Source organism: Xanthomonas phaseoli pv. dieffenbachiae, assembly GCF_008639345.1.
Taxonomy (GTDB): domain Bacteria; phylum Pseudomonadota; class Gammaproteobacteria; order Xanthomonadales; family Xanthomonadaceae; genus Xanthomonas; species Xanthomonas phaseoli.
In genome coordinates, this window is sequence record NZ_CP041380.1 from 3366916 (window position 1) to 3388486 (window position 21571).

The 21571-nt window shown below is 63.5% G+C and carries 16 protein-coding genes; 9 read left to right on the forward strand and 7 right to left on the reverse strand.

Going from position 1 to position 21571, the window contains the following annotated elements:
- Nucleotides 1-88 precede the first annotated feature (88 nt).
- The 3 genes from FLG15_RS15240 to FLG15_RS15250 all read left to right on the forward strand — a co-directional run bounded on the left by FLG15_RS15240 (nucleotide 89) and on the right by FLG15_RS15250 (nucleotide 4428).
- Nucleotides 89-1693 (forward strand): peptide chain release factor 3, encoded by a 1605-nt coding sequence (locus tag FLG15_RS15240; RefSeq protein ID WP_057679809.1) that lies wholly within the window; start codon nucleotides 89-91, stop codon nucleotides 1691-1693.
- Nucleotides 1694-1768: 75 nt separating this feature from the next.
- Nucleotides 1769-2413: a PAQR family membrane homeostasis protein TrhA gene (gene trhA / locus FLG15_RS15245; RefSeq protein ID WP_057679808.1), complete on the forward strand. Its 645-nt coding sequence runs from the start codon at nucleotides 1769-1771 to the stop codon at nucleotides 2411-2413.
- A gap of 335 nt (nucleotides 2414-2748) precedes the next feature.
- The gene (locus FLG15_RS15250; RefSeq protein ID WP_342344117.1) at nucleotides 2749-4428 is read left to right on the forward strand and encodes an AsmA family protein; all 1680 of its coding nucleotides are present in this window, start codon (nucleotides 2749-2751) and stop codon (nucleotides 4426-4428) included.
- A gap of 12 nt (nucleotides 4429-4440) precedes the next feature.
- Here the strand turns inward: FLG15_RS15250 and FLG15_RS15255 are convergent, their stop codons facing one another.
- From FLG15_RS15255 to mtgA, 3 genes are read right to left on the reverse strand one after another with little or no spacing between them, the layout of a single operon-like run.
- Nucleotides 4441-4869: a CBS domain-containing protein gene (locus FLG15_RS15255; protein ID WP_057679806.1), complete on the reverse strand. Its 429-nt coding sequence runs from the start codon at nucleotides 4867-4869 to the stop codon at nucleotides 4441-4443.
- Nucleotides 4829-5875 carry a glycosyltransferase family 2 protein gene (locus tag FLG15_RS15260; RefSeq protein WP_057679805.1) on the reverse strand — a complete coding sequence of 349 codons (1047 nt, stop codon included), beginning with the start codon at nucleotides 5873-5875 and terminating at the stop codon, nucleotides 4829-4831. Before FLG15_RS15260 ends, FLG15_RS15255 begins: the two co-directional genes overlap by 41 nt.
- The gene (mtgA, locus tag FLG15_RS15265) at nucleotides 5872-6618 is read right to left on the reverse strand and encodes a monofunctional biosynthetic peptidoglycan transglycosylase (protein WP_057679804.1); all 747 of its coding nucleotides are present in this window, start codon (nucleotides 6616-6618) and stop codon (nucleotides 5872-5874) included. Before mtgA ends, FLG15_RS15260 begins: the two co-directional genes overlap by 4 nt.
- Nucleotides 6619-6692: 74 nt before the next feature.
- Between mtgA and hslO the strand changes: the two genes are divergently transcribed.
- From hslO to FLG15_RS15280, 3 genes are all read left to right on the forward strand, one after another.
- Nucleotides 6693-7583, forward strand: a complete 891-nt coding sequence (gene hslO / locus FLG15_RS15270) for an Hsp33 family molecular chaperone HslO (RefSeq protein WP_057679803.1) — start codon at nucleotides 6693-6695, stop codon at nucleotides 7581-7583.
- A gap of 153 nt (nucleotides 7584-7736) precedes the next feature.
- Nucleotides 7737-8570 (forward strand): XOO1806 family protein, encoded by an 834-nt coding sequence (locus FLG15_RS15275; protein WP_057679802.1) that lies wholly within the window; start codon nucleotides 7737-7739, stop codon nucleotides 8568-8570.
- Nucleotides 8571-8812: 242 nt separating this feature from the next.
- Nucleotides 8813-11713 (forward strand): TonB-dependent receptor domain-containing protein, encoded by a 2901-nt coding sequence (locus FLG15_RS15280; RefSeq protein ID WP_150146701.1) that lies wholly within the window; start codon nucleotides 8813-8815, stop codon nucleotides 11711-11713.
- Nucleotides 11714-12184: 471 nt separating this feature from the next.
- Here FLG15_RS15280 and FLG15_RS15285 read toward each other — a convergent pair whose 3' ends face one another.
- Entirely contained in the window at nucleotides 12185-12793 is a 609-nt protein-coding gene (locus FLG15_RS15285; protein ID WP_017157868.1) for a TetR/AcrR family transcriptional regulator, read from the reverse strand.
- Nucleotides 12794-12929: 136 nt separating this feature from the next.
- Between FLG15_RS15285 and FLG15_RS15290 the strand changes: the two genes are divergently transcribed.
- Nucleotides 12930-13853, forward strand: a complete 924-nt coding sequence (locus tag FLG15_RS15290; protein WP_057679800.1) for an alpha/beta fold hydrolase — start codon at nucleotides 12930-12932, stop codon at nucleotides 13851-13853.
- Nucleotides 13850-16324 carry an acyl-CoA dehydrogenase gene (locus FLG15_RS15295; protein WP_057679799.1) on the forward strand — a complete coding sequence of 825 codons (2475 nt, stop codon included), beginning with the start codon at nucleotides 13850-13852 and terminating at the stop codon, nucleotides 16322-16324. Before FLG15_RS15290 ends, FLG15_RS15295 begins: the two co-directional genes overlap by 4 nt.
- A gap of 289 nt (nucleotides 16325-16613) precedes the next feature.
- Here the strand turns inward: FLG15_RS15295 and FLG15_RS15300 are convergent, their stop codons facing one another.
- Nucleotides 16614-16967, reverse strand: a complete 354-nt coding sequence (locus FLG15_RS15300; RefSeq protein ID WP_039572303.1) for a DUF1304 domain-containing protein — start codon at nucleotides 16965-16967, stop codon at nucleotides 16614-16616.
- Between the two features lie 193 nt (nucleotides 16968-17160).
- Nucleotides 17161-18522 (reverse strand): NTP/NDP exchange transporter, encoded by a 1362-nt coding sequence (locus tag FLG15_RS15305; RefSeq protein WP_150146704.1) that lies wholly within the window; start codon nucleotides 18520-18522, stop codon nucleotides 17161-17163.
- 333 nt (nucleotides 18523-18855) lie between these two features.
- Between FLG15_RS15305 and FLG15_RS15310 the strand changes: the two genes are divergently transcribed.
- Nucleotides 18856-20235, forward strand: a complete 1380-nt coding sequence (locus FLG15_RS15310; RefSeq protein WP_057679797.1) for a serine hydrolase domain-containing protein — start codon at nucleotides 18856-18858, stop codon at nucleotides 20233-20235.
- Between the two features lie 627 nt (nucleotides 20236-20862).
- On the opposite strand, the gene FLG15_RS15315 is transcribed toward FLG15_RS15310, so the two are convergent.
- On the reverse strand, nucleotides 20863-21330 hold the full coding sequence (locus tag FLG15_RS15315; protein ID WP_104619465.1) for a histidine biosynthesis protein HisIE: 468 nt from the start codon (nucleotides 21328-21330) through the stop codon (nucleotides 20863-20865).
- Nucleotides 21331-21571: the final 241 nt, after the last annotated feature.

Consider the following 21571-nt stretch of genomic DNA (forward strand, 5'->3'; position numbering starts at 1 on the left):
CCCTGCCGCAAAAGCGTGCCGCAGCGAAGCCGCTATAATCGTCGGCTTCCTCAGTTTCCGCAGGCGTCCAACCGGGCGCGCCCCGCCCATGTCCGAAGTCTCCAACGAAGCCGCGCGCCGCCGCACCTTCGCCATCATTTCCCACCCCGACGCCGGCAAGACCACGCTGACCGAAAAGCTGTTGCTGTTCGGTGGCGCGATCCAGATGGCCGGCTCGGTGAAGGGCCGCAAGGCCGCTCGCCATGCCACCTCGGACTGGATGGCTCTGGAAAAAGAGCGCGGCATCTCGGTGACCTCCTCGGTGATGCAGTTCCCGTACGAGGGCAAGATCGTCAACCTGCTGGACACGCCCGGCCACGCCGACTTCGGCGAGGACACCTATCGCGTGCTCACCGCGGTGGACTCGGCACTGATGGTCATCGACGTGGCCAAGGGCGTGGAGGAACGCACCATCAAGCTGATGGAAGTCTGCCGGCTGCGCGACACGCCCATCATGACCTTCATCAACAAGCTCGATCGCGAAGGCAAGAACCCGATCGATCTGCTGGATGAAGTGGAAACCGTGCTCGGCATCCAGTGCGCACCAGTCACCTGGCCGATCGGCATGGGGCAGCGCCTCAAGGGTGTGGTGCACCTGATCTCCGGCGAAGTGCATCTGTACGAACAGGGACGCAATTTCACCCGTCAGGATTCCACCATCTTCCCCTCGCTGGAGGCGCCCGGCCTGGTCGAAAAGATCGGCGAGCAAATGCTGGCCGAGCTGCGCGAGGAGCTGGAACTGGTGCAAGGCGCAAGCAACCCGTTCGATCTTGACGCCTACCGCGCCGGCCAGCAGACCCCGGTGTTCTTTGGCTCGGGCGTCAACAATTTCGGCGTGCAACCGTTGCTGGATTTCTTCGTCGAACACGCACCGCCGCCGCAGACGCGCGAGACAACCGGCCGCCGCGTGGAGCCGACCGAAGCCAAGCTGAGCGGCTTCGTGTTCAAGATCCAGGCCAACATGGATCCGCAGCATCGCGACCGCGTGGCCTTCATGCGCGTGTGCTCTGGCAAGTTCACTGCCGGCATGAAGACGCTGCATGTGCGCAGCGGCAAGGACGTCAAATTGGCCAACGCGCTGACCTTCATGGCGTCCGATCGCGAGATCGCCGCCGAAGCGTGGCCGGGCGATGTGATCGGCATCCATAACCACGGCACCATTTCCATCGGCGATACCTTCACCGAGGGCGAATCGCTGTCGTTTACTGGCATTCCCAACTTCGCCCCGGAACTGTTCCGCCGCGCACGCCTGCGCGATCCGCTCAAGCTCAAGCAATTGCAGAAGGGCCTGGCGCAGCTGTCCGAAGAAGGCGCCACGCAATTCTTCCGCCCGTTGATGAGCAACGACCTGATCCTGGGCGCGGTCGGCGTACTGCAGTTCGACGTGGTCGCGTACCGGCTCAAGGACGAATACGGCGTGGATGCGATCTTCGAGCCGGTGAGCGTCACCACGGCACGCTGGGTGCACTGCGACAATCCCAAGAAGCTGGAGGAATTTCGCGAGAAAAATGCCGGCAACCTGGGCATCGACGCGGCCGGCGAACTGGTTTACCTGGCACCGACCCGCGTGAATCTGCAGCTGGCACAAGAACGCGCGCCGGATGTGCGCTTCTCGGCCACCCGCGAACATGCGCATGCCAGGGCGATCGATTGACCTGCGCATGACCTGGAGCAAGCGTGCGGTACCGCTGGCGATGCGAATTGCTCGCAATTGCGGTACCTTTTTGGCATGAACGCAGACGCCTCCCCCTCGACCGACCTGCGCGACGAAATCGCCAGTGCCGTCACACACGGCCTGGGTGCGATTGCCGCACTGGCCGGTGGTTCGGTGCTGATTACGCTGGCCGCCATCTATGGCGATGGCTGGCAACTGGCCACCGCCATCGTGTTCAGTGCCACGCTGGTATTGCTCTACGTCGCCTCAACGCTGTTCCATGCCATTCCGCATCCGGGCGCCAAGGCGCGCCTGCAGGTGCTCGATCATTGCGCGATCTATCTGCTGATCGCCGGCACCTACACACCGTTTACGTTGATCAATCTGCGCGGCCCCTGGGGCTGGGGATTGTTCGCCGCCATCTGGACGATTGCCGCCGCCGGGGTGATTTTCAAACTGTTCTTTACCGGTCGCTTTCGATTGCTCTCGACGGTGCTGTATCTGGTGATGGGCTGGCTGATCATCGTGGCCATCGAGCCGCTGCTGCGCTCTGTCGACACCTGGTCGCTGTGCTGGCTGTTGGCTGGCGGGCTCTTCTACACCTTGGGCACGTATTTCTATCAACGCGACACCCAGCGTTACTTCCACGCCATCTGGCATCTGTTCGTGCTCGCCGGTAGCGCTTGCCACTTCGTTGCGGTGATTGCGCAGGTGATGTGATCTGTGACCCACAGCGCGTTCGCGCGCCGTGCACGAGCCATCGCCAACCATTGCGCACGTGAACAACGTGCCCTCCTCGCCCGCTCATTCGCCCGCCCGCCTATCGCGACGTCGCCGTTGGTGGATGTGGCTCGGCATCGTTGCTGTCCTCGTGGCGATCTTCGTCCTGCTGTTCGACTGGAACTGGTTACGCGGGCCGGTCGAACGCGCGGTCAGTGCGAAGACCGGGCGCGCATTTCATCTGGGTCATCATGGATGTCGATCTGGGCCGCATTACCACCGTACGCGGCGAGCGATTGAGCCTGGGCAATGCCGCGTGGTCCAAGCGCGGCGCCATGGCAGAAATGAACGCGGCCGAGATCGATGTCGAATTCTGGCCATTGCTGCGCGGCAGCCTGCGGTTGCCGGAGATCCGGCTTGAGCACCCCACCCTGTTGCTGGAAGCTGGCAACGACAGCCATCCGGGTAACTGGGTCTTCGACCAGAGTGATGGCGACGGCAGCATGCCGCGCTTGGGGCGCCTGTTGGTGAATGATGGGCGGCTGCAATATATCGACGATGCCAGCCGCTCGGACGTGGATGTGGCGATCAACAGCCTGGCACCGCCCAGCAGCGACCAGCGCGCTGCGCCGATCGGAATCGACGGCAAGGGTCGCTGGAAAGGCTACCCGTTCTCGCTCAAGGGTAATACCGCCTCGCCGCTGGAATTGAGCCAAAGCGAACACCCCTTTCGCATCGATCTGCGCGGCAGCGCCGGCGCCACGCGGACGCATGTGCGTGGCACCTTGACCAATCCGTTTCAGTTCCGGGTGTTCGACCTGCAGATGGCGCTGAGCGGCCAGGATATGGAAGACCTGTACCCGCTGATCGGTGTCGCGATGCCCTCCACGCCGCCTTACACGCTGGACGGCCGCCTGCGCCGTGATGGCGATGTCTGGCGCTATGAAAAGTTCGCCGGCACTGCCGGCGACAGCGATCTTTCCGGTACTGCAGAGATCGATCTGCGCAACAAGCGGCCGTTCCTGCGCGCAGACCTGGCTTCCAAACGGCTGGATTTCGACGACCTGGCCGGCTTCGTCGGCGCGCCGCCCAAAACCGGAGCCAACGAATCGGCAAACGCCGAGCAGAAGAAACAGGCCGCGCAGCTCGCCGCCAGCGCACGCGTTCTGCCGACCACGCCGTACGACCTATCCAAGTTGCGTGCAATGGACGCGCAGGTACGTTGGCGCGCACAGCGCATCAATGCACCATCGTGGCCCCTGGACGATATGGACGCCTCGCTGACGTTGAAGGACGGCCTGCTGCGGCTGGATCCATTGAACTTCGGCGTCGCCGGCGGCGACATCCGCTCCACCATCGGCATGGATGCGCGCAGTGCAGTCATCACCACCCAACTGAAGGCCAGCATTCGCGGCATTCGTCTGGATCAGCTGTTCCCCGATGCCGCGCTCGCCAAGCAGGCCTCGGGTGCGATCGGCGGCGAGCTGGATCTGCGTGGCCGCGGCAACTCCATCGCCGCAATGCTCGGCAGCGCCGATGGCAGCATCAGCGTCGGCATGGGCCGCGGCCATGTCGGCAACCTGATCATGGAGCTGGCCGGCCTGGACATCGCCGAATCGCTGAAATACCTGCTCACCAAGGACCGGCAGATTCCCGTGCGCTGCATTTTCGGCGATTTCGGCGTGCAGGATGGGTTGATGCAGTCGCGGGCACTGGCCTTCGATAGCACCGACACCATCATCGTCGGCGAAGGCAACATCAGCCTCAAGAACGAAACGCTCGATCTGCTGCTGCGCCCGCGCCCGAAAGATCGCAGCATCCTCAGCCTGCGCTCGCCGCTGCGGATCGGCGGCACCTTCAAGGACCCAAGCTTCCGCCCCGACTTCAAGGCACTCGGCGTGCGCGGCGCGATCGCGGTTGCGCTCGGCAGCATCGCACCGCCGGCCGCCCTGCTTGCGACCTTCGAACCAGGCCCGGGCAAGGACAGCGATTGCGGCGGCAAGTACGCGCAGTAAGTCAGCGCAGCGTCAACTGGCGATGTAGCGTTGCAGCTGATCGATATCCTGCCGCTGCGCTTCGATCACCGCCTTGACCAGGTCGCCGATCGAAATCACGCCTTGCACGCGGCCGTTTTCGACCACCGGCAGATGGCGAAAGCGTCCGTCGGTCATCAGTTGCATGCAGCGCTCCACCGTGTCCGATGGCGACACTGTCACCACCTCCGCGCTCATGATCTCGGCGACACTGGTCGTGGAAGACGAGCGATCGCGTAGTACCACCTTGCGCGCGTAATCGCGCTCGGAAACGATGCCGACCAAGCGCGACCCGTCCATCACCAGGACCGCGCCGATGGCCTTCTCGGCCATCAGGCGAATCGCCTCGATCACCGCGGCATCGGCGGCAACCGCAAATACCTCAACCTGCTTGGTCCCCAACAGCTGTCGTACGGTCTGCATGGCCCGCTCCGCGCTTGGTCTGGTGATCGCAGCCTACTCCCACCGCGCCGCGCCGGGTATCAACCAGATACAGCGGGCGCTGCTTGGCCTCGTCGTACAAGCGACCCAGGTATTCGCCAATCAGGCCCAGGGCAATCAGCTGAACGCCCCCCAGAAACAGGATCACCGACATCAGCGTCGGCCACCCGGCCACCGGGTCGCCCATCAGCGCGGCCTTGATGACGACCCAGGCGCCGAACAGGAACGCCAGCACCGCAGTCAGCAGGCCCAGATACGTGGCCGCACGCAGCGGCACCGTGGAAAAACTGGTGATGCCATCGATTGCGAAATTCCACAGCCGCCATACCGTGAACTTGCTATGCCCGGAAAGCCGCGGCTCACGCCGATACGGCAGCGCCACCTGGCGAAACCCGACCCAGCCGAAGAGCCCCTTCATGAAACGGTGGCGCTCGCGCAGCTGCTGCAAGGCCTGCACCACGCGTGGCGACAACAAGCGGAAATCGCCGGTATCGGCAGGAATCGGGGTGCGCGACAAGCGCCGGATCACCCGATAAAACGCGTGCGCAGCGCTACGCTTGAGCCAACTTTCGCCCTCGCGAATGACCCGCGTACCGAAAATGTTGTCGTAGCCACCCCGCCACAGCGCGACGAATTCCGGGATCAACTCCGGCGGATCCTGGCCATCGGCATCGAGCAACACGACAGCCCCCGGCAGCACGTGGTCCAGTCCGGCAGAAATCGCCACTTCCTTGCCGAAATTGCGCGACAACCGCACCGCACTCACCTGCGCATCGGCTTCGGTCAGCGCGTGCAACACCTCCCAGGTGCCATCGGTGCTGCCGTCGTCGACATACAGCACGTGCGTTTGCAGGCCGGGCAATTGCGCCAACACCGCGCACAGGCGCGGATGCAGCAGGGGGATGCTGGTTTCTTCATTGAAGGCCGCGATGAGTATCGTCAGGCGTTCGGGTGCGGACGGCGGTTGGGCAGTCTCGATCGTGTTCACCGCGATGGCGCCTGCAGATAGGCAGGGCCGCCCAACTGGCGCGTCTGCCGCTGGATCCACGTCGCACGCCGCTGCACGAATGCACCCGGACGACGCGCGTCATAGCGCCGTGGCGATGGCAACACCGCTGCCAGGCGTGCCGATTCGCTTGGCGACAAGCCTGCCGCATCCTTGCTCCAGAACTGCTGCGCAGCCGCTTGCGCGCCGTACACCCCGTCGCCGAACTCGGCCACGTTGAGATACATCTCCAGGATGCGTTGCTTCGGCCAGAACAGCTCGATCAACACCGTGTACCAGGCTTCCAGACCCTTGCGCACCCAGCTGCGGCCCTGCCACAGGAACACATTCTTGGCGACCTGCTGACTGATGGTGCTGGCGCCGCGCACGCGTCCACCGCGGGCATTGTGATCGCGCGCCTTCTCGATCGCCTGCAAATCAAAACCGTGGTGCATCGGAAACTGCTGATCTTCGGCAGCCACCACCGAAATCGGCAGGCTTGCGGCGATCTTGTCGTAATCACGCCACTGCTGATGCAGCGAAAAACGCCAGTCGCCTTCGCCCCACGCTTCCAGGCAACGCCCCACCATCATGCTGCTGATCGGCGGATCGACCACCCGCAAGACCAGCACCTGCAGCACGCTCGCCGCTGCAAACAGGAGCGGGGCCGCCATCAGCCAGCGGCGCCACCGCCGCGTGCGCCGCGGTGGCGCCGCCTGCTTGCCATCCCATGCATCCGTCCCCATTGTTCGATACGACCTTCAATCCCGATGCCTGCCGCATTATCCGGCAACCAGCGTCCCTTACGCCCGATGTTTCCATGACCGATCACGATCAGCTTTCCCGTTTCCTGCTGCCCGCCGCTGGCGTGCGCGGCGTCCATGTGCGCCTGACCAAGGCCTGGCACGACATCCAGGGTGCCGCCGAGTACCCGCCCGCCGCGCGCCAACTGCTCGGCGAAGCTGCGGTGGCCGCTGCATTGTTCACCGGCCATACCAAGGTCGACGGGCGCCTGTCGGTGCAACTGCGCGGCAACGACACCTTGCGCACCCTGTTTGCCGAATGCACCGCCGCCGGCACCTTGCGCGGCATCGTGCAGCTGGCCGAGGGTGCGGATGCGCCGACCGACCTGCGCGAACTGGGCGAGGCCGCGCTGCTGGCGATCACCATCGAGAACCCCGGCCTGGACCCGCGCGAGCCGCAGCGCTACCAGAGCCTGGTCGGCATGCAGGCACCGGATCTGGCCGAAGCTTTCGAAACCTATTTCCAGCAGTCCGAACAGTTGCCGACGCGCTTGCTGCTGGCCGCTGGCCCGGATCAGGCCGCTGGCCTGCTGCTGCAGAAGCTACCCGGCGATGAAGGCGATAACGATGGCTGGACCCGGATCGGGGCCCTGTTCGACACCCTGGGCGCACCGGAGCTGCTCTCGATCGCCGGCCAGGACCTGCTGCACCGCCTGTTCCACGAAGAAGAGCCGCAGTTGCTCGGCAGCAAGCCACTCAGCTTCGGCTGCTCGTGTTCGCGCGAGCGGGTCGCCTCGATGCTGCAATCGCTGGGCGAAGAGGAGGCACGCGCGGCCGCCGAGGCGACTGGCGAAGTTGAGGTGCGCTGCGAATTCTGCGGTCGTGAGTATCACTTTCCGTTGACCGCGCTGGACGTACTTTTCAACGCAGCGCAGCCCTCGCAGGAAGCGCCGGAAAGGTTGCAATAGATAGGATGATGGTTGCGTTCTGGGGGCATGCAACCACTTGTTAAATAATCATAAAAACCCTAGCATCCTACTTGCCCGCTCTCGGGAACTTAACAACTGCCCCTGGGTCTGACCTCTGGTATGCGATACCTACTGCGCCTCCCGCTAGCTTTGATGGTTGCCCTCGCGGCAGCCACCGGCGTGCACGCGCAGTCGGCCCAGCAGTTACGCGAAAGCACGATCCTGCCGGTGTGGAACAAGGGCAGCGGCAAGGTGGAAGCCTTTCTGTACCTGGAGCCGACCGGCGAGCAGAAAGCCGGCGCGCGGTGGCATTTCGGTCGCAACTCGCTCGATGCCGCGTTTGGTCTGAGCTCCGGCGACTCGCTTGGCCTGCTCTGCAACAGCAGCCGTGGCACCAATATCAGTGGTCTTGCCAGCCACTGCCTGCTTGCAGGCATCGGCGATGACGAAGAAGACAGCGCTGCTGCCTCGCGCCGTGTGTCCGGCACGCTGGGTTTCAATCGCGGTAGCGCCCGGGTCGGCGTCACTGCCGGCACAGGCCGCGACACCCTGCCTGCCTGGCTGATCGGCGCAGGCAAGGCCCCGTTGACGCGTGTCGAGCAAAACGACCTGACGGTGTTCGGACAGAAGAACATCGGCCGCGAAGGCTTTGTTTCGATCGGCGGCACGTATGCTCGCGCACGTCTGGTACCGCTGGCCGATGTGTCCCCGGCCATTGCCGACCAGTGGGACAGCAAGACCTTGAGCGTTGGCGGCGGCTACGGTGCCTTCAGCGCAAATGTCATCGGTCGCGTCGTCGACGTCCCCGGCCAACCCGAAAAATGGGAAGGCCTGGGCCTGGGCCTGACCTGGCGCACTCCCTGGAGCGGCCAGCTCACCGTGGGCGCCGAGAACGTCATTTCCCGCGGCAAGAACCCGTTCGCGCCAAGTAACGAGAGCAACAGCGACGGTACGGTTCCGTACGTAAGATACGAGCAAGACCTGTAACCCACTGATTCCGAAGCATTTCTCAAGACGCCATCGGCCTGCAGCCGGTGGCGTTTTTCGTTGCGGATCGAATGCCAGGCGGCCACTTTCACAACCTTCTTCTTTTTCGTTAACGGGACTTTAATTTCTCTCGCAACGCATATACCATCGGTTCACCCTGACGTTTTGGATCCGCTTTTTCGGAACCCCCGGCAGGCAAAACAACCCTTGGCAGTACCCAAGATCACTTGGAGAGAGAGCTAATGAATTGCAAGTCCAACAAACTGCGCGATGCAGTTGTCCTCGCGCTCGTCGTGAGTGTGGGCGGTACCGGCACCGCCATGGCCCAGGAAGCCGGCACCACCAACCTCGACAAGATCGAAGTGACCGGTTCGCGTATCCGCCAGGTCGATAGCGAGACAGCCCAGCCGGTGCTGCTGATCAGCAGGGATCAGATCGAAAAGCAGGGCTTCAAGTCGGTTGCGGACATTCTGCAGAACATTCCGACCGCGGGCTCGCCGGCCATCAGCCGCACCTCGCCGCTGAGCTCTGGCGAAAACGTCGGTGGTTACTACATCGACCTGCGCAATCTGGGTGCCAACCGTACCTTGGTCCTGGTTGACGGCCACCGCCTCGGCATCACCAACGGCGGCCTGCAGGACGTTGCCTCGATCCCGGCCGTCATGGTTGAGCGCATCGAAGTCCTGAAGGACGGCGCATCCACGATTTACGGTTCTGACGCGATTGCAGGCGTGATCAACATCATCACCCGCAAGGATTTCGAAGGCGCCGAAGCGAACGTCTACATTGGCCAGTGGGGCCAGGGCGACGGTCAGCGCGACGTGTACGACTTCACGATGGGCTTCCGTGGTGATCGCGGCTCGCTGACCGCCGGCGTCGAATACACCAACGAAGACCCGGTCTGGGCACGTAACCGCTGGTTCAGCCGCGCCCGATTCCCGACTGGGGAAAAGACCGATCCGCGTCCGGGCGGTCTTTCGGGAACCACTGAATTTGGTCGTTTTGCTTATACCAATGCTGCAGGCGGCACCTCGACGCGCACGCTGCGCCGCGACGTTGCTGGGCTGGATCCGGCTGACTTTTCCAGCTATCGCGCGCTAAACGGCACCGACACCTCCAATCCCTCGCTGGCATCCACGGTCTACAGCGGCATCAAGCGCAAATCGGCGTTCCTCAATGGGCACTTCGATTTCACCGACAATGTCGCGTTCGACACCAGCGTTCTGTACACCGACCGCGAGTCGTTCGCACAGAATGCCGGCTATCCGATGCAGAGCGCCAATTTCAACCTGAGCAGCGGCGGCCTGTCCATCGACAGCGTCTTCAATCCGCTGGGCAATCAGGCGACCGGCACGCTGCCTGCAGGCGTCGCCCCGCAGGCTGTTCAATATGTCCGGCGTGGCTGGGAAGTTCCGCGCGAAGTTCAGAACAATCTGACCACCTCGCGATTCACGGGCAAGTTTAGCGGTAATTTCAATTTCGGCGAGAAATACTGGGATTGGGAAGCGGGCTTCCTTTACAACCAGAATAAAGGCACGCAGATCAGCACGGGTAATCTCAATACCTATGCCGTCGGCCAGGCCACCGGCCCCTCCTTCATCAATTCCGAGGGTGTGGCACAGTGCGGCACCGCCGCTAACCCGATTACCCTCGGCTCCGGCCCCGGGGCATGCACGCCTTGGAATCCGCTGGTTCCGTTCGGCTACAACGCGCCGAACGGCTTGAACGACCCCAACGTCCAGGCTTACCTGTATCAGCCCGGCCAGGCGCTGTCCGAAACCACCACCAAGAACTACTTCGCAAGCGTTTCCGGCATCCTGGCCTCGCTGCCGGCCGGCGACCTGGGCGTGGCTGTTGGCGTGGAACGTCGCGAAGAAACCGGCTCGTTCTCGCCAGATGCACTCGCACAGACGGGTATCTCGACGGATCTGGCCGCCGGCCCGACCCGCGGTGGCTACAACCTCAACGAAGTCTACGCCGAGCTGCAGGTTCCGTTGCTGGCGGACCTTCCCGGCGCCAAGGAATTGAGCGTCACGCTGGCAACGCGTTATTCGGATTACGACACCTTCGGCAATACGACCAACAGCAAGTTCGGATTCAAGTGGAAGACGTTCGAGTCCGTGCTGGTGCGTGGTACATGGTCGGAAGGTTTCCGCGCGCCGACCGTTGCAGACTTGTTCGGCGGCCTGTCGCAGAGCTTCGAGAACTACACCGATCCGTGCGATACCTCGTTCGGCCCGGCTGCCGGCAATGCACGCTGCCTGGCTGATGTGCCGGCAGGTTTCCGTCAGCTCAATGCGTCGGGCGTCGCTCCCGCACCGGGCCCTGGCGAACAGACGAATGTGCCGTTCGTGTCCGGCTCGACTCCTACGCTGACCCCGGAAACCTCGACCTCCAAGACGCTTGGCCTGGTGTGGAGCCCCGGTTTCATCACCGGCCTCAACGCATCGCTGGATTGGTGGAATATCCGCATCGAAAACACCATCGTTGGCGACACGCCGACCGACCTGCTGGATGATTGCTACCTGCGCGGTATCGAGTCGCGTTGCGTGGGCTTTACCCGTAACGCAGCGGGCAACATCACCAGCCTTTCGTTCGGCCTGCGCAATGCCGGCTATGTTGAGACCGAAGGCTTCGACTTCGATCTGAATTATCGCTTCGAGACGCAGTGGGGCAACTTCACCACCTCGCTGTTGAACACCTACGTATCCAAGAACGAACTGAAGGCCGACAACTCCAGCAATCCGCCAAGCCAGCAAAATGGCTACGGCGGCAACTTCCGTGTTCGCTCCAACCTGTCGGTGAACTGGCAGTGGGACGATTGGTCCGTGACATGGAGCGCGCGTTACTACTCGCGTACCAAGGAGCGTTGCTTCGCCACCGATCGTTGCAGCTTGCCGGACTTCAGTGCTCCTGAGTTCCAGGGCGCGACGGTCGGCATGAACGAGCTGGGCTCGAACACGTTCCACGATTTGCAGGTCGCGTACGCCCTGCCGTGGAATGCCACGGTTGCAGTTGGCGCCAACAATATCTTCGAGCACTACTCGGCGCCGGCCTACGGCCAGCCGAACTCGGGATATTCGTACTACGGCGGCTACGACATTGGCCGTTTCATGTACATGAAGTATCAGCAGCGCTTCTGATAGGCTGACAGCACGAGAAACGGCCCCGTTCACCGGGGCCGTTTTTTTTTGGAGCAGATACACCATCTCCGCACACGTGCCCTGCAGCCAGCCATTTTCAGATGCGTAACAACTCGGAGAAGTCCCAACATCTGCGCCGCATGGGCATGACATCAGCGACGACGGCAACTGCTTTCGGTGCCCATGATCGAAGGACAATGGGCGCCGTAACAGTGGCAGTGTGCTGGTTACGCAAGACTGCACAACGTTGCAAGTAAGCTGTCAGCCGACGACAGCCCATAAGGCGGTCGACATGCCGCCTGTCGGCACATCGAAAGACGCGCCGAACTCTGCGATCGCCTATCGATGAAGTGATAGACGCCACATGTGGGCACCAGGCAGAAGGCAACGCGCTCTTGCGTACGCTCCGCCGCATCCACACGTGCTACTCCATTCGCCCTATATAGGAGCGAGCACTGGCAATGCTAGCGCTCACCCAGGAATCAACGTCTGGATCACATGCTCGACGTAGGCTTCGAAATCTTCGCGGGCCGGCTTGGGCTGTTGCAATTGCAGTGAGAGTTGCAGGAAGCCGACGTAGGCGGCGTAGGCCAAACGGGCGCGGTGCTGGGCGTCGGTGCGGGACAGGCCGGCCTGGCGGAACGAGGCGATGAGGTAATCGAGGCGACGTTGCGAGACGCGGTCGATGACCGGGCGCACGGCCGGGTGGTCGAGTGCCTTGAGCAGTTCGCTATAGATGACGTGCGGTTTGACTTCGTGGGCGACCAGCTGAAACAGCGCGCGCAGGCGGGCGCTGGGGTCGGGCACGTCTTCCAGGCTGCCGAACACCTCTTTTTGCTCGAAGATTTCCCAGCGCTCAAGGGCCGCTTGAAGCAGCGCGTCGCGCGAGGGGAAGTGCCAATAGAAGCTGCCCTTAGTCACGCCAAGCCGGCGCGCCAGCGGCTCGACTGCAACCGCGCCCACACCTTGTTCGGCAATCAGGTCGAGCGCTGCCTGTGCCCAATCGTCCGCGCTGAGGCGATTGCCGCGACCGGAGCTGGCGCGGGGCGTGGTGAGGCTGGAGTCGATGGTGTCGTTCATGCCGCGATTTAACCATACGCTTGTGTCAGTTGCAGTATGCATCACGAAATTGACATATCAGCGCCATGATTCAATGGCTTAACCGTCCATACGATTGAGTATTGACAGTCGCCATCGCCCATCCATACCATTAAGTATGGTCATCTCACCCTCTAGCCTCGCCTCCACTGCGCCCCTGTCCAGCGTCAACGCTGGCGACGCAGTGCTCGCGGTGTCGATGCGGGGTTCAGAACATGCCCCGACGGTGTTGTTCGCGCATGGCTTTGGACAAACCCGACATGCGTGGGAAGCCTGCGCCACGACGCTGGCAGACAAGGGCTACCGCACCCTGGCGTACGACGCGCGTGGGCATGGCGATTCCAGCTGCAATGCGGCAGACCACCCCTACTCGGCAACGCAGTTCACCGACGATCTGATCGTGCTGGCCGGCGAGCAGCCCGAGCCACCGGTGCTGGTTGCTGCATCGATGGGGGGCTTGTTCGGGCTGCTGGCCGAAGCGCGGTGGCCGGGCCTGTTTCGTGCCATCGTGCTGGTCGACATCACACCACGCTGGGACACCACGGGTGTGGAGCGCATCCTGCGCTTCATGACCGCGCATCCGGACGGTTTTGCATCGCTGGATGCGGCTGCCGACGCGATTGCCGCCTACCTGCCGCATCGGCCGCGCAAGACGCCGGGCCAACTGCAGGCATTGCTCCGGCAGCGTGCCGATGGGCGCTGGCACTGGCACTGGGATCCACGCCTGGTCGACGAGCTGGCCGGCCAGGATGCCCAGCTCCAGCAGCATGCATTGCTGGAGGCGGCAGCACAGGTACGTTGCCCGATGCTGCTCATCAGCGGCGGGCGCAGCGACCTGGTGACGCCAGCCAATATCGCCGAATTCCTCTCCATCGCGCCGCATGCGCAGCATGTGCATCTACCCGATGCCACGCACATGCTGGCAGGCGACGACAACACCACGTTTACCGCCACCGTGTTGCATTATCTGGACGCACTGCCGGCGGCTTGCACCATCGCAGCGTCCAACACTACCGAGCATGTCACTGGAGCAAGACCATGAGCATCATTGCACCGTTCCTCCTCGTCATCCTGGCGGCGGGTATCGCTGCCTATCACCGGATGCGCCTTGCCACGTGGGTTGCGAACAGCGCCTGTGTGCTGGTGGCGTGCTGGCTGCTGGGTGCCAATCTCACCGCCACCATCGTGGCCGCCGCGCTGGTGGTGCTGGTCTCCGCACCGGTGCTGCTGCCGTTCCTGCGCAAGCCGCTGCTGACCACGCCGCTGATGGGCTTCTTCCGCAAGGTGCTGCCGCCGCTGTCGCAGACCGAGCGCATCGCATTGGAGACCGGCTCGGTCGGTTTCGAGGGCGAGCTGTTCACCGGTGATCCGGATTGGCAGAAGCTGCTGAACTATCCCAAGCCGCAACTCACCGCCGAAGAACAGGCCTTCCTGGATGGCCCGGTGGAAGAGCTGTGCAAGATGATCAACGACTGGGAAATCACCCACGTCCACGCCGACCTGCCGCCGGAGCTATGGGACTTCATCAAGAAGAACAAGTTCTTCGGCATGATCATTCCCAAGCAGTACGGCGGCCTGGGTTTCAGCGCGCTGGCACACCACAAGGTGATCCAGAAGCTGTCCTCGATCTCCAGCGTGGTCAGCTCCACCGTGGGCGTGCCCAATTCGCTCGGCCCCGGTGAGCTGCTGCTGCACTACGGTACCCCGGAACAGAAGGACTACTATCTGCCGCGGCTGGCGGTCGGTGCGGAAGTACCATGCTTCGGCCTGACCGGTCCGTTCGCCGGCTCCGATGCCACCTCGATTCCGGACTACGGCATCGTCTGCAAGGGCGAGTGGAATGGCGCCAATGTGCTGGGCGTCAAGCTGACCTTCGACAAGCGCTACATCACCCTGGCACCGGTCGCCTCGCTGATCGGCCTGGCGTTCCGCGCCTACGACCCGGACGGCCTGATCGGCGACAAGAAGGACATCGGTATCACCCTGGCGCTGTTGCCGCGCGACACCCCTGGGGTGGAAATCGGCCGCCGCCACTTCCCGTTGAATTCGCCGTTCCAGAACGGCCCGATCCATGGCGAAGAGGTGTTCATTCCGCTGAGCCAGCTGATCGGTGGCGTGGAGATGGTCGGCAAGGGCTGGAACATGCTCAACGAGTGCCTGGCGGTCGGCCGTTCGATCACCCTGCCCTCCACTGCCAGTGGCGGCAGCAAGGCCGCGGCGGTGGTGACCGGTGCGTATGCGCGCATTCGCAAGCAGTTCGGCCTGTCGGTGGGCCGTTTCGAGGGCGTGGAAGAAGCGCTGGCCCGTATCGGCGGCAAGGCCTATGCGATCAGTGCGCTGTCGCAGGCCACGGCTGCGGCAGTGGATCGCGGCGACGTGCCGTCGGTGCCGTCGGCGATCGCCAAGTACCACTGCACCACCATGGGCCGCGAAGTGGTCAGCGACATGATGGACGTGATCGGCGGCAAGGGCATCATCCTGGGGCCGCGCAACTTCGCCGGCCGCGCCTGGCAGGCCGCGCCGATCGGCGTGACCGTCGAAGGCGCCAACATCATGACCCGTAGCCTGCTGATCTTCGGCCAGGGCGCCATCCTGTGCCATCCGTGGGTGTTGAAGGAAATGCAGGCCGCGCAGGATCCCGATACCCGTCGCGGTCTGGAGCAATTCGACCAGAGCCTGTTCGGTCATATCCGCTTCGGTATTTCCAACGCGGTGCGCTCGTTCTGGTTCGGCCTGACAGGTGCGCGCATCGGTGCGGCGCCGGGCGATGCGTATACCCGTCGGTTCTTCCGCAAGCTGGATCGCTATTCGGCCAACCTGGCCTTGATGGCCGACGTGTCGATGCTGATGCTGGGCGGCAAGTTGAAGTTCAAGGAGTCGCTGTCCGGTCGCCTGGGCGATGTGCTGAGCCATATCTACATGACCAGCGCGATCCTCAAGCGCTATCACGACGAAGGCGCGCCGGCGAGCGACCAGCCGTTGCTGGCTTGGGCGTTCCATGACAGCGTGCACAAGATCGAAACCGCGCTGTCGGCGGCGCTGCGCAACTTCCCGATCCGCCCGGTGGGCTGGTTGATGTGGGTGCTGATCTTCCCGTTGGGCCGTCGCGCCGAAGCGCCGGGCGACCGCCTGGGCCATCGTGTGGCGTCGCTGTTGATGACGCCCAATGAGGCGCGCGACCGTCTGGCCAACGGCGTGTTCCTGACGCCGTGCGCCAACAATCCGGGCGGCCGTATCGCCAGCTACCTGACCAAGGCGGTGATGGCCGAGCCGGTGGAGCGCAAGTTCCTGAAGGCGCTCAAGACCAAGGGCATCGAAGCGCTGGATTTCCCCGCGCAGCTGGACGAAGCCGTGGCCGAAGGCGTGATCAGCATGGAAGAGCGCAAGCTGCTGGAGGAGCTGCGGGAGATCATGATGGACACCATCACCGTGGACGACTTCGATCCGCATGAGTTGCGTGCGGCCAGCTTCTACGACAAGCCGCAGGTGCAACAGCCACGCGAAGCTGCGTAAGGCGTAAAACTGGGGCGAGAATAGACGACGGCGGGCTTCGGCCCGCCGTCGTTGTTTGTGCAGCTGGGTCTTTTCACCATCATGCTGCCTGCGGCCTTCGGCTGCAGGCTCGCGACAGACCGCATCCGTCGGCGACGCCACGCGCTTGGCCGACGATCGAATGAACGCGCATAGGGGCCGAACGCGTGCCAGAGTCGCCCACCTCACACGCTGCAAGCAGCCTGGTGTTGAGGCTAGGAACAAGCGCTAATCGCAGCCATGCACACTGCGAACAACTACCGCAGCTGGATCAGAACGGCAGCCATACCAGCGCCAAGGCGATCAACGCCGGCAGCGCCTGTACGAAGAAGATGCGGCGGTTGACGCTGTAGGCGCCGTAGCAACCTGCCACAACCACGCAGACCAGGAAGAAGCTCAGCACGTCGGCGCGGGCGGCCACTGCGCCCCACAACAGGCCAGCGGCCAGGAAGCCGTTGTAGAGCCCCTGGTTGGCAGCGAGCACGCGGGTGGCCTGCGCCTTCTCGAGGCTATTGCGGAAGGTCTTCAAGCCCAGCGGGTGCGTCCACAGCACCATTTCCAATACCAGGATGTAGACGTGCAACAGTGCGATGCACAGGCCGGCAATGATGGCGAACAGGGACATGGCAGACCGCCTCGGAAAATGGTGCCGCCAGCATAGCCGCGATTACGGTCGCGCTGTTCGGCACACCTGCACTGCCGAGCTGGTGCGTGCGCTTCTGGCGCGGCCGGTGTGAGAAGCAAACCGTCGGCGTGGTCGATGCCAAGGCGACAAGTGGCATCTGTGCGCCTCTGTGCCACATGTGCTGTGGCCGTGCTTACTCGGAAACGCGCTTGTCCGTCTCCACGTCGCGCTCGGCAGGTAGCTTGCGCGCTTGGCGCAACAGGCCGAACGCGCCGACCGTCATGCCGGTCGCCACGGCCAGGCCGACGCCGAACACCGCGCTGGAGCCGAACGCAGAGACCAGCTTGTGCACCCAAACGAAGGTGAGATCGCCACCGCGATAGACCACCGTGTCGATTGCGGCGCCCGCCTTGTAGCGCCACTCGCGATTCACCCGCGTGTACAGCGTTTCGCGCGCGGGCTTGGCCAGTGCGAATTCGCTGGAGCGGGTAATCACCTGCACAATCGCGATCATCATCGGCAACGGCGAAGCCGCCAAAGCCGCATAGCCCAGCATGATTGCCACGCCAGGGATCAACAACGCCGGCGCGATGCCGAAGCGCGACAGCAAGGCGCGCGTCACCAGCAGCTGCAGCACCAGCGCAAGCGCATTGATCGCCAGGTCAATGCTGGAGTAATAGGCGGTGGCCGCCGCTGCATCGGTGTAAAGCCGCCGCACCAGCGCCGCCTGCTCGTTGTAGAGCAAGGTCCCCACGCCCACGCCGAACAACACCATGAAGGCCAGCCAGCGCAACAGCGGTTCGCGCACGATCAGCTTGAGGCCGCCGAGCACATCGCCGCCCATCGGCACTTCCCCGGAGCTCAGCTGGCCCTCCTGTTCGCGCGCAACGGCCCACAGCCGCAGGCGCAGCACGCAGACCACGCAGACCGCCAGAAACCCGGCCGACACCAGCATCAGATGCGCGATGCCGATACGCTCGACCAGGACGCGTGTCAGGACCGGGCCGAGAAACGCACCCAGCGTGCCTGCCGCGCCGATATAGCCGTAGTAGCTGCGCGCTTGGGCATTGCTGAAGACATCGGCCATGAAACTCCAGAACACCGCTACCGCGAATAGGTTGAAAACGGTCACCCACAAAAAGAACGCCATGCCACGGCCCGGCACGCCGCTGTCGAACAGCACGTAGAACAGCAGCAGCGTGGCGATGAAAAAGCCATACACCCCCGGCAGGAACACCCGCCGCGGATAGCGGCTGACCAGGCCGCCGTAGACCGGTTGCAGCAGCACCATGATCAGGAAGGTGCAGGTAAACAGCACCTGCAGCGTGAAGTCCTTCAGCGGCACACCGTGCGCGGCGAAGAACGCGATCATGCCGGTGGGAAAGAGCGCCTCTACATCGGCCGAGGCGCCCATCGCCTCGCGCACCGGACGCAACACGTAGTAACCGCTGAGCAGGCAAAAAAAGTAGAGGAACGACCATGCCAGTGGTGGCGAGCTACGCAGTGCCGCGCTCAAACGGCCAGCCGCAGATCGCGGCGCAGAAGGGCTGGTCATGGGGTCACGGCCGCTCGCACAGGCGGGCCCGACAGAAAAAACATGGCAACGGCAGCACCTGCGAAAGAAGCGCGCAAGTTAGCCGATGCGAGGCAGCGCCACCAGCGACAGTCGCAGGACACTGCGGCCGGGGCTGCGCTTCGTGCCGGCACACTGCTTGCAGCGCCTAGTGCACCAGCGCGTGGCAACGCCTCGGCGGCCCCGGAATCCTCGATTTCTGAATCTAAAATCATCAACAGGATCAATGCGATGCCCATTCATCTTCCGGCAGTTTGTGCTATTGCAAAGCGCGGCGCTAGAATCGCCGGAGGCAGCGGAACAGGCGGGACCACCATGACAGAAATGCGCACGCGCCGACGGTTCCGACCGTTGGCCATCGGGCTGTTCGGGGCGTTATTGCCTCTGGCCCTCTCCTCCACCGCGCAGACACCCGCGCCCACCGCCGCTGCATTGCAGGCGGCCACTGTGGCGCAGTCGCCCACCGCACCGCTGCCCTATCGCAGCGCGTTGCCGGCCAATCAGGTGTTGGCACCGGCTGCCGGTTTCGATGTGGCGGCATTCGAATCGATGGCGGACCAGCTGACCTACGGCAACCGGGTGCCCGGCATGGCGATGGCCATCGTGCAGGGAGGCAAGGTGCTCAGCGCGCGCGGCTATGGCGTCACCGATGTCAATCATCCGCAGCCGGTCGATGGCCACACCGTGTTTCGCCTGGCCTCGCTGTCCAAAGCCTTCGCCGGCACCATGGCCGGGCTGCTGGTCAACGATGGCGTGCTGCGCTGGGACAGCAAGGTGGTCGACTATGTGCCGGGCTTCCAGCTCAGCGACAATGCGGCCACCCGTAAACTCACCGTGGCCGAAGTACTCAGCCATCGCGTCGGCCTGACCCGCAACGCCTACGACCGCGATATCGAATCCAACGTCGACTACTACTCGCTCAGCCATAAGCTGGCCGCTGCGCCGCTGCGTTGCGCCCCAGGCGATTGCTACGCGTATCAGAACGTCGCCTTCAGCCTGGTTGGCGATGTGGTGTTCGCCGCATCGGGCAGCTTCTACGAGCAATCGGTAGAGCGCCGCATCTTCAAGCCGCTGGGCATGAACGACGCCAGCATGGGTCTGGCCGGTATCCAGGCCAGCCCGCACTGGGCGCGCCCGCATGTGCGCAGCCGCAATGGCTGGGTGTCGCTGACGCCCAAGCCCACCTACTACCGCCTGGCGCCCGCTGCGGGCGTCAACGCCAGCGCCAGCGACATGGCGCAGTGGCTGCTCGCGCACACCGGCCATCGCACCGACGTGCTGCCTGCGCCGCTGCTGGCGACGCTGCACGCGCCGCTGATCTCCACGCCGGGCGAAATGCGTTCGGGCTGGCGCCATGAGCGTGTGGATGCAGCCAGCTATGCGCTGGGCTGGCGCGTATTCGATTACGCCGGCCATCAAGTGGTGTTCCATGCGGGCGCGGTGCAGGGGTATCGCGGCTTGGTCGCACTGCTGCCAGAGCGCGACCTGGGTGTTGCGATCCTGTGGAACGGCGAAAGCGGCCTGCCCTCGGGCATGCTGCCGACCATCCTGGACCGCGCGCTCGGCCTGCCGGCCAAACGCTGGCTGGACATCGACGTGGACGGCGACTTCGGCAGCGAGAATATGCTGGCAGAGAAGCCCGACCCGGCTGGCAAGGGCGTGTCTTCCGGCAAGTCGGTGGCGTCGCCACGCTAAGTGGACCTCGTGCACTGACCTGGTGTCGGTAGCGTAGGCAAAGGCGGCTTCGGCCGCCTTTGTTGTTTCTGTGTCTTCATTGCGCGTTGGGCGGCTCGCCGATGGCATGCCTGCCGGGCGCGCAAGAGCAAGGCCGTGGATGCGCAATGCGCCCGACATCCCTGGCTGCCGCAAACACCCAGTGCCCCCAACGCCGAGACTGAGCCGGTCTGTTCGGCGGACCGACGTGGCGAGCCCGAACGGTTGGCTCTGGAATCTCACGGCTTGGTCCGCCGCATGATCTTGCTCTGCGACCTGCTGCATTGCCACGCGATCAAATCAGGCAGCGGCCGCGTGCTGTCGTGCCCTCGAGCCAGTGTGCAAAGTACCGACAATTGTCCAGGTTGGCCGGCAGAGCCAGATGACCCCGCAGCAACGTCTGCACTGCCGATCGGCATGTGCCGGTGGCCGCACGATGCCGCGAACTTGAAATCAGCGATCTTGCTCGGCCGGCAACAGCGACGCCGTTTGCGGACTGGCGACGCGCAACCTCACAACCAGCACGCCGGTGCCAGGCATAAAAAAGCTCCCTCCCCGCTGGGCGTCGGGGAGAGAGCTCGATGTTTACGGAGATCGGGTATTACAAGATCAGATCAGCGGTGCCGGGGTTGCAGGCAGCGCGACCGGAGCGGCCTTCTTCTTGCGAACGGCCGGCTTCTTCTTGGCGACCTTCTTCACGGCGGGCTTCTTGGCAGCGGTCTTCTTGGTGGCGGACTTCTTGGTCGCCTTCTTCGCTACTGCCTTCTTGGCGGTCTTCTTGACGGCCTTCTTGGCGGTCTTCTTGGCGGCGGTCTTCTTGGTCGCCTTCTTTGCGGTCTTCTTCACTGCCTTCTTGGCGGCAGTCTTCTTGGTTGCCTTCTTCGCAGTCTTCTTCACTGCCTTCTTGGCGGTTGCCTTCTTTGCAGTCTTCTTGACGGCCTTCTTGGCAGCAGTCTTCTTCACTGCCTTCTTGGCGGTTGCCTTTTTGGCGACCTTCTTGACTGCCTTCTTGGCGGCAGTCTTCTTCACTGCCTTTTTGGCAGTGGGTTTCTTTTTCGCAGCTTTTGCAGTGGCCATGTAATTGGCTCCTCGTCAGTGAACTATGGAGGTGAAACGCCCAGTTGAACCAAACCCCGCGACGGCATGCCGTCGTCGGGAACCGTCCGCAGATGATGCGCGACGGAACGGATACAGAAACACCCGCATCGAACAGCGACACGGGTGCGTAGTCGGAACGACAACTGCTTTCTTGGAGAGAAGCGGACCCGACTCCACCGTGGTTAGCGCTTCGGTGGACATCCGGAACAAGCTTGTCGGC

Excerpts from the sequence above, each read along its gene's own strand:
- FLG15_RS15275 (WP_057679802.1), top strand. The coding sequence starts at position 7,737 with ATGGTTGCCCTCGCGGCAGCCACCGGCGTGCACGCGCAGTCGGCCCAG.
- FLG15_RS15255 (WP_057679806.1), bottom strand. The coding sequence starts at position 4,869 with ATGCAGACCGTACGACAGCTGTTGGGGACCAAGCAGGTTGAGGTATTT.
- FLG15_RS15310 (WP_057679797.1), top strand. The coding sequence starts at position 18,856 with ATGACAGAAATGCGCACGCGCCGACGGTTCCGACCGTTGGCCATCGGG.
- trhA (WP_057679808.1), top strand. The coding sequence starts at position 1,769 with ATGAACGCAGACGCCTCCCCCTCGACCGACCTGCGCGACGAAATCGCC.
- FLG15_RS15315 (WP_104619465.1), bottom strand. The coding sequence starts at position 21,330 with ATGGCCACTGCAAAAGCTGCGAAAAAGAAACCCACTGCCAAAAAGGCA.
- FLG15_RS15240 (WP_057679809.1), top strand. The coding sequence starts at position 89 with ATGTCCGAAGTCTCCAACGAAGCCGCGCGCCGCCGCACCTTCGCCATC.
- FLG15_RS15305 (WP_150146704.1), bottom strand. The coding sequence starts at position 18,522 with ATGACCAGCCCTTCTGCGCCGCGATCTGCGGCTGGCCGTTTGAGCGCG.
- FLG15_RS15285 (WP_017157868.1), bottom strand. The coding sequence starts at position 12,793 with ATGAACGACACCATCGACTCCAGCCTCACCACGCCCCGCGCCAGCTCC.
- mtgA (WP_057679804.1), bottom strand. The coding sequence starts at position 6,618 with ATGGGGACGGATGCATGGGATGGCAAGCAGGCGGCGCCACCGCGGCGC.
- FLG15_RS15290 (WP_057679800.1), top strand. The coding sequence starts at position 12,930 with ATGGTCATCTCACCCTCTAGCCTCGCCTCCACTGCGCCCCTGTCCAGC.
- FLG15_RS15250 (WP_342344117.1), top strand. The coding sequence starts at position 2,749 with ATGGCAGAAATGAACGCGGCCGAGATCGATGTCGAATTCTGGCCATTG.
- FLG15_RS15300 (WP_039572303.1), bottom strand. The coding sequence starts at position 16,967 with ATGTCCCTGTTCGCCATCATTGCCGGCCTGTGCATCGCACTGTTGCAC.
- FLG15_RS15280 (WP_150146701.1), top strand. The coding sequence starts at position 8,813 with ATGAATTGCAAGTCCAACAAACTGCGCGATGCAGTTGTCCTCGCGCTC.
- FLG15_RS15295 (WP_057679799.1), top strand. The coding sequence starts at position 13,850 with ATGAGCATCATTGCACCGTTCCTCCTCGTCATCCTGGCGGCGGGTATC.
- hslO (WP_057679803.1), top strand. The coding sequence starts at position 6,693 with ATGACCGATCACGATCAGCTTTCCCGTTTCCTGCTGCCCGCCGCTGGC.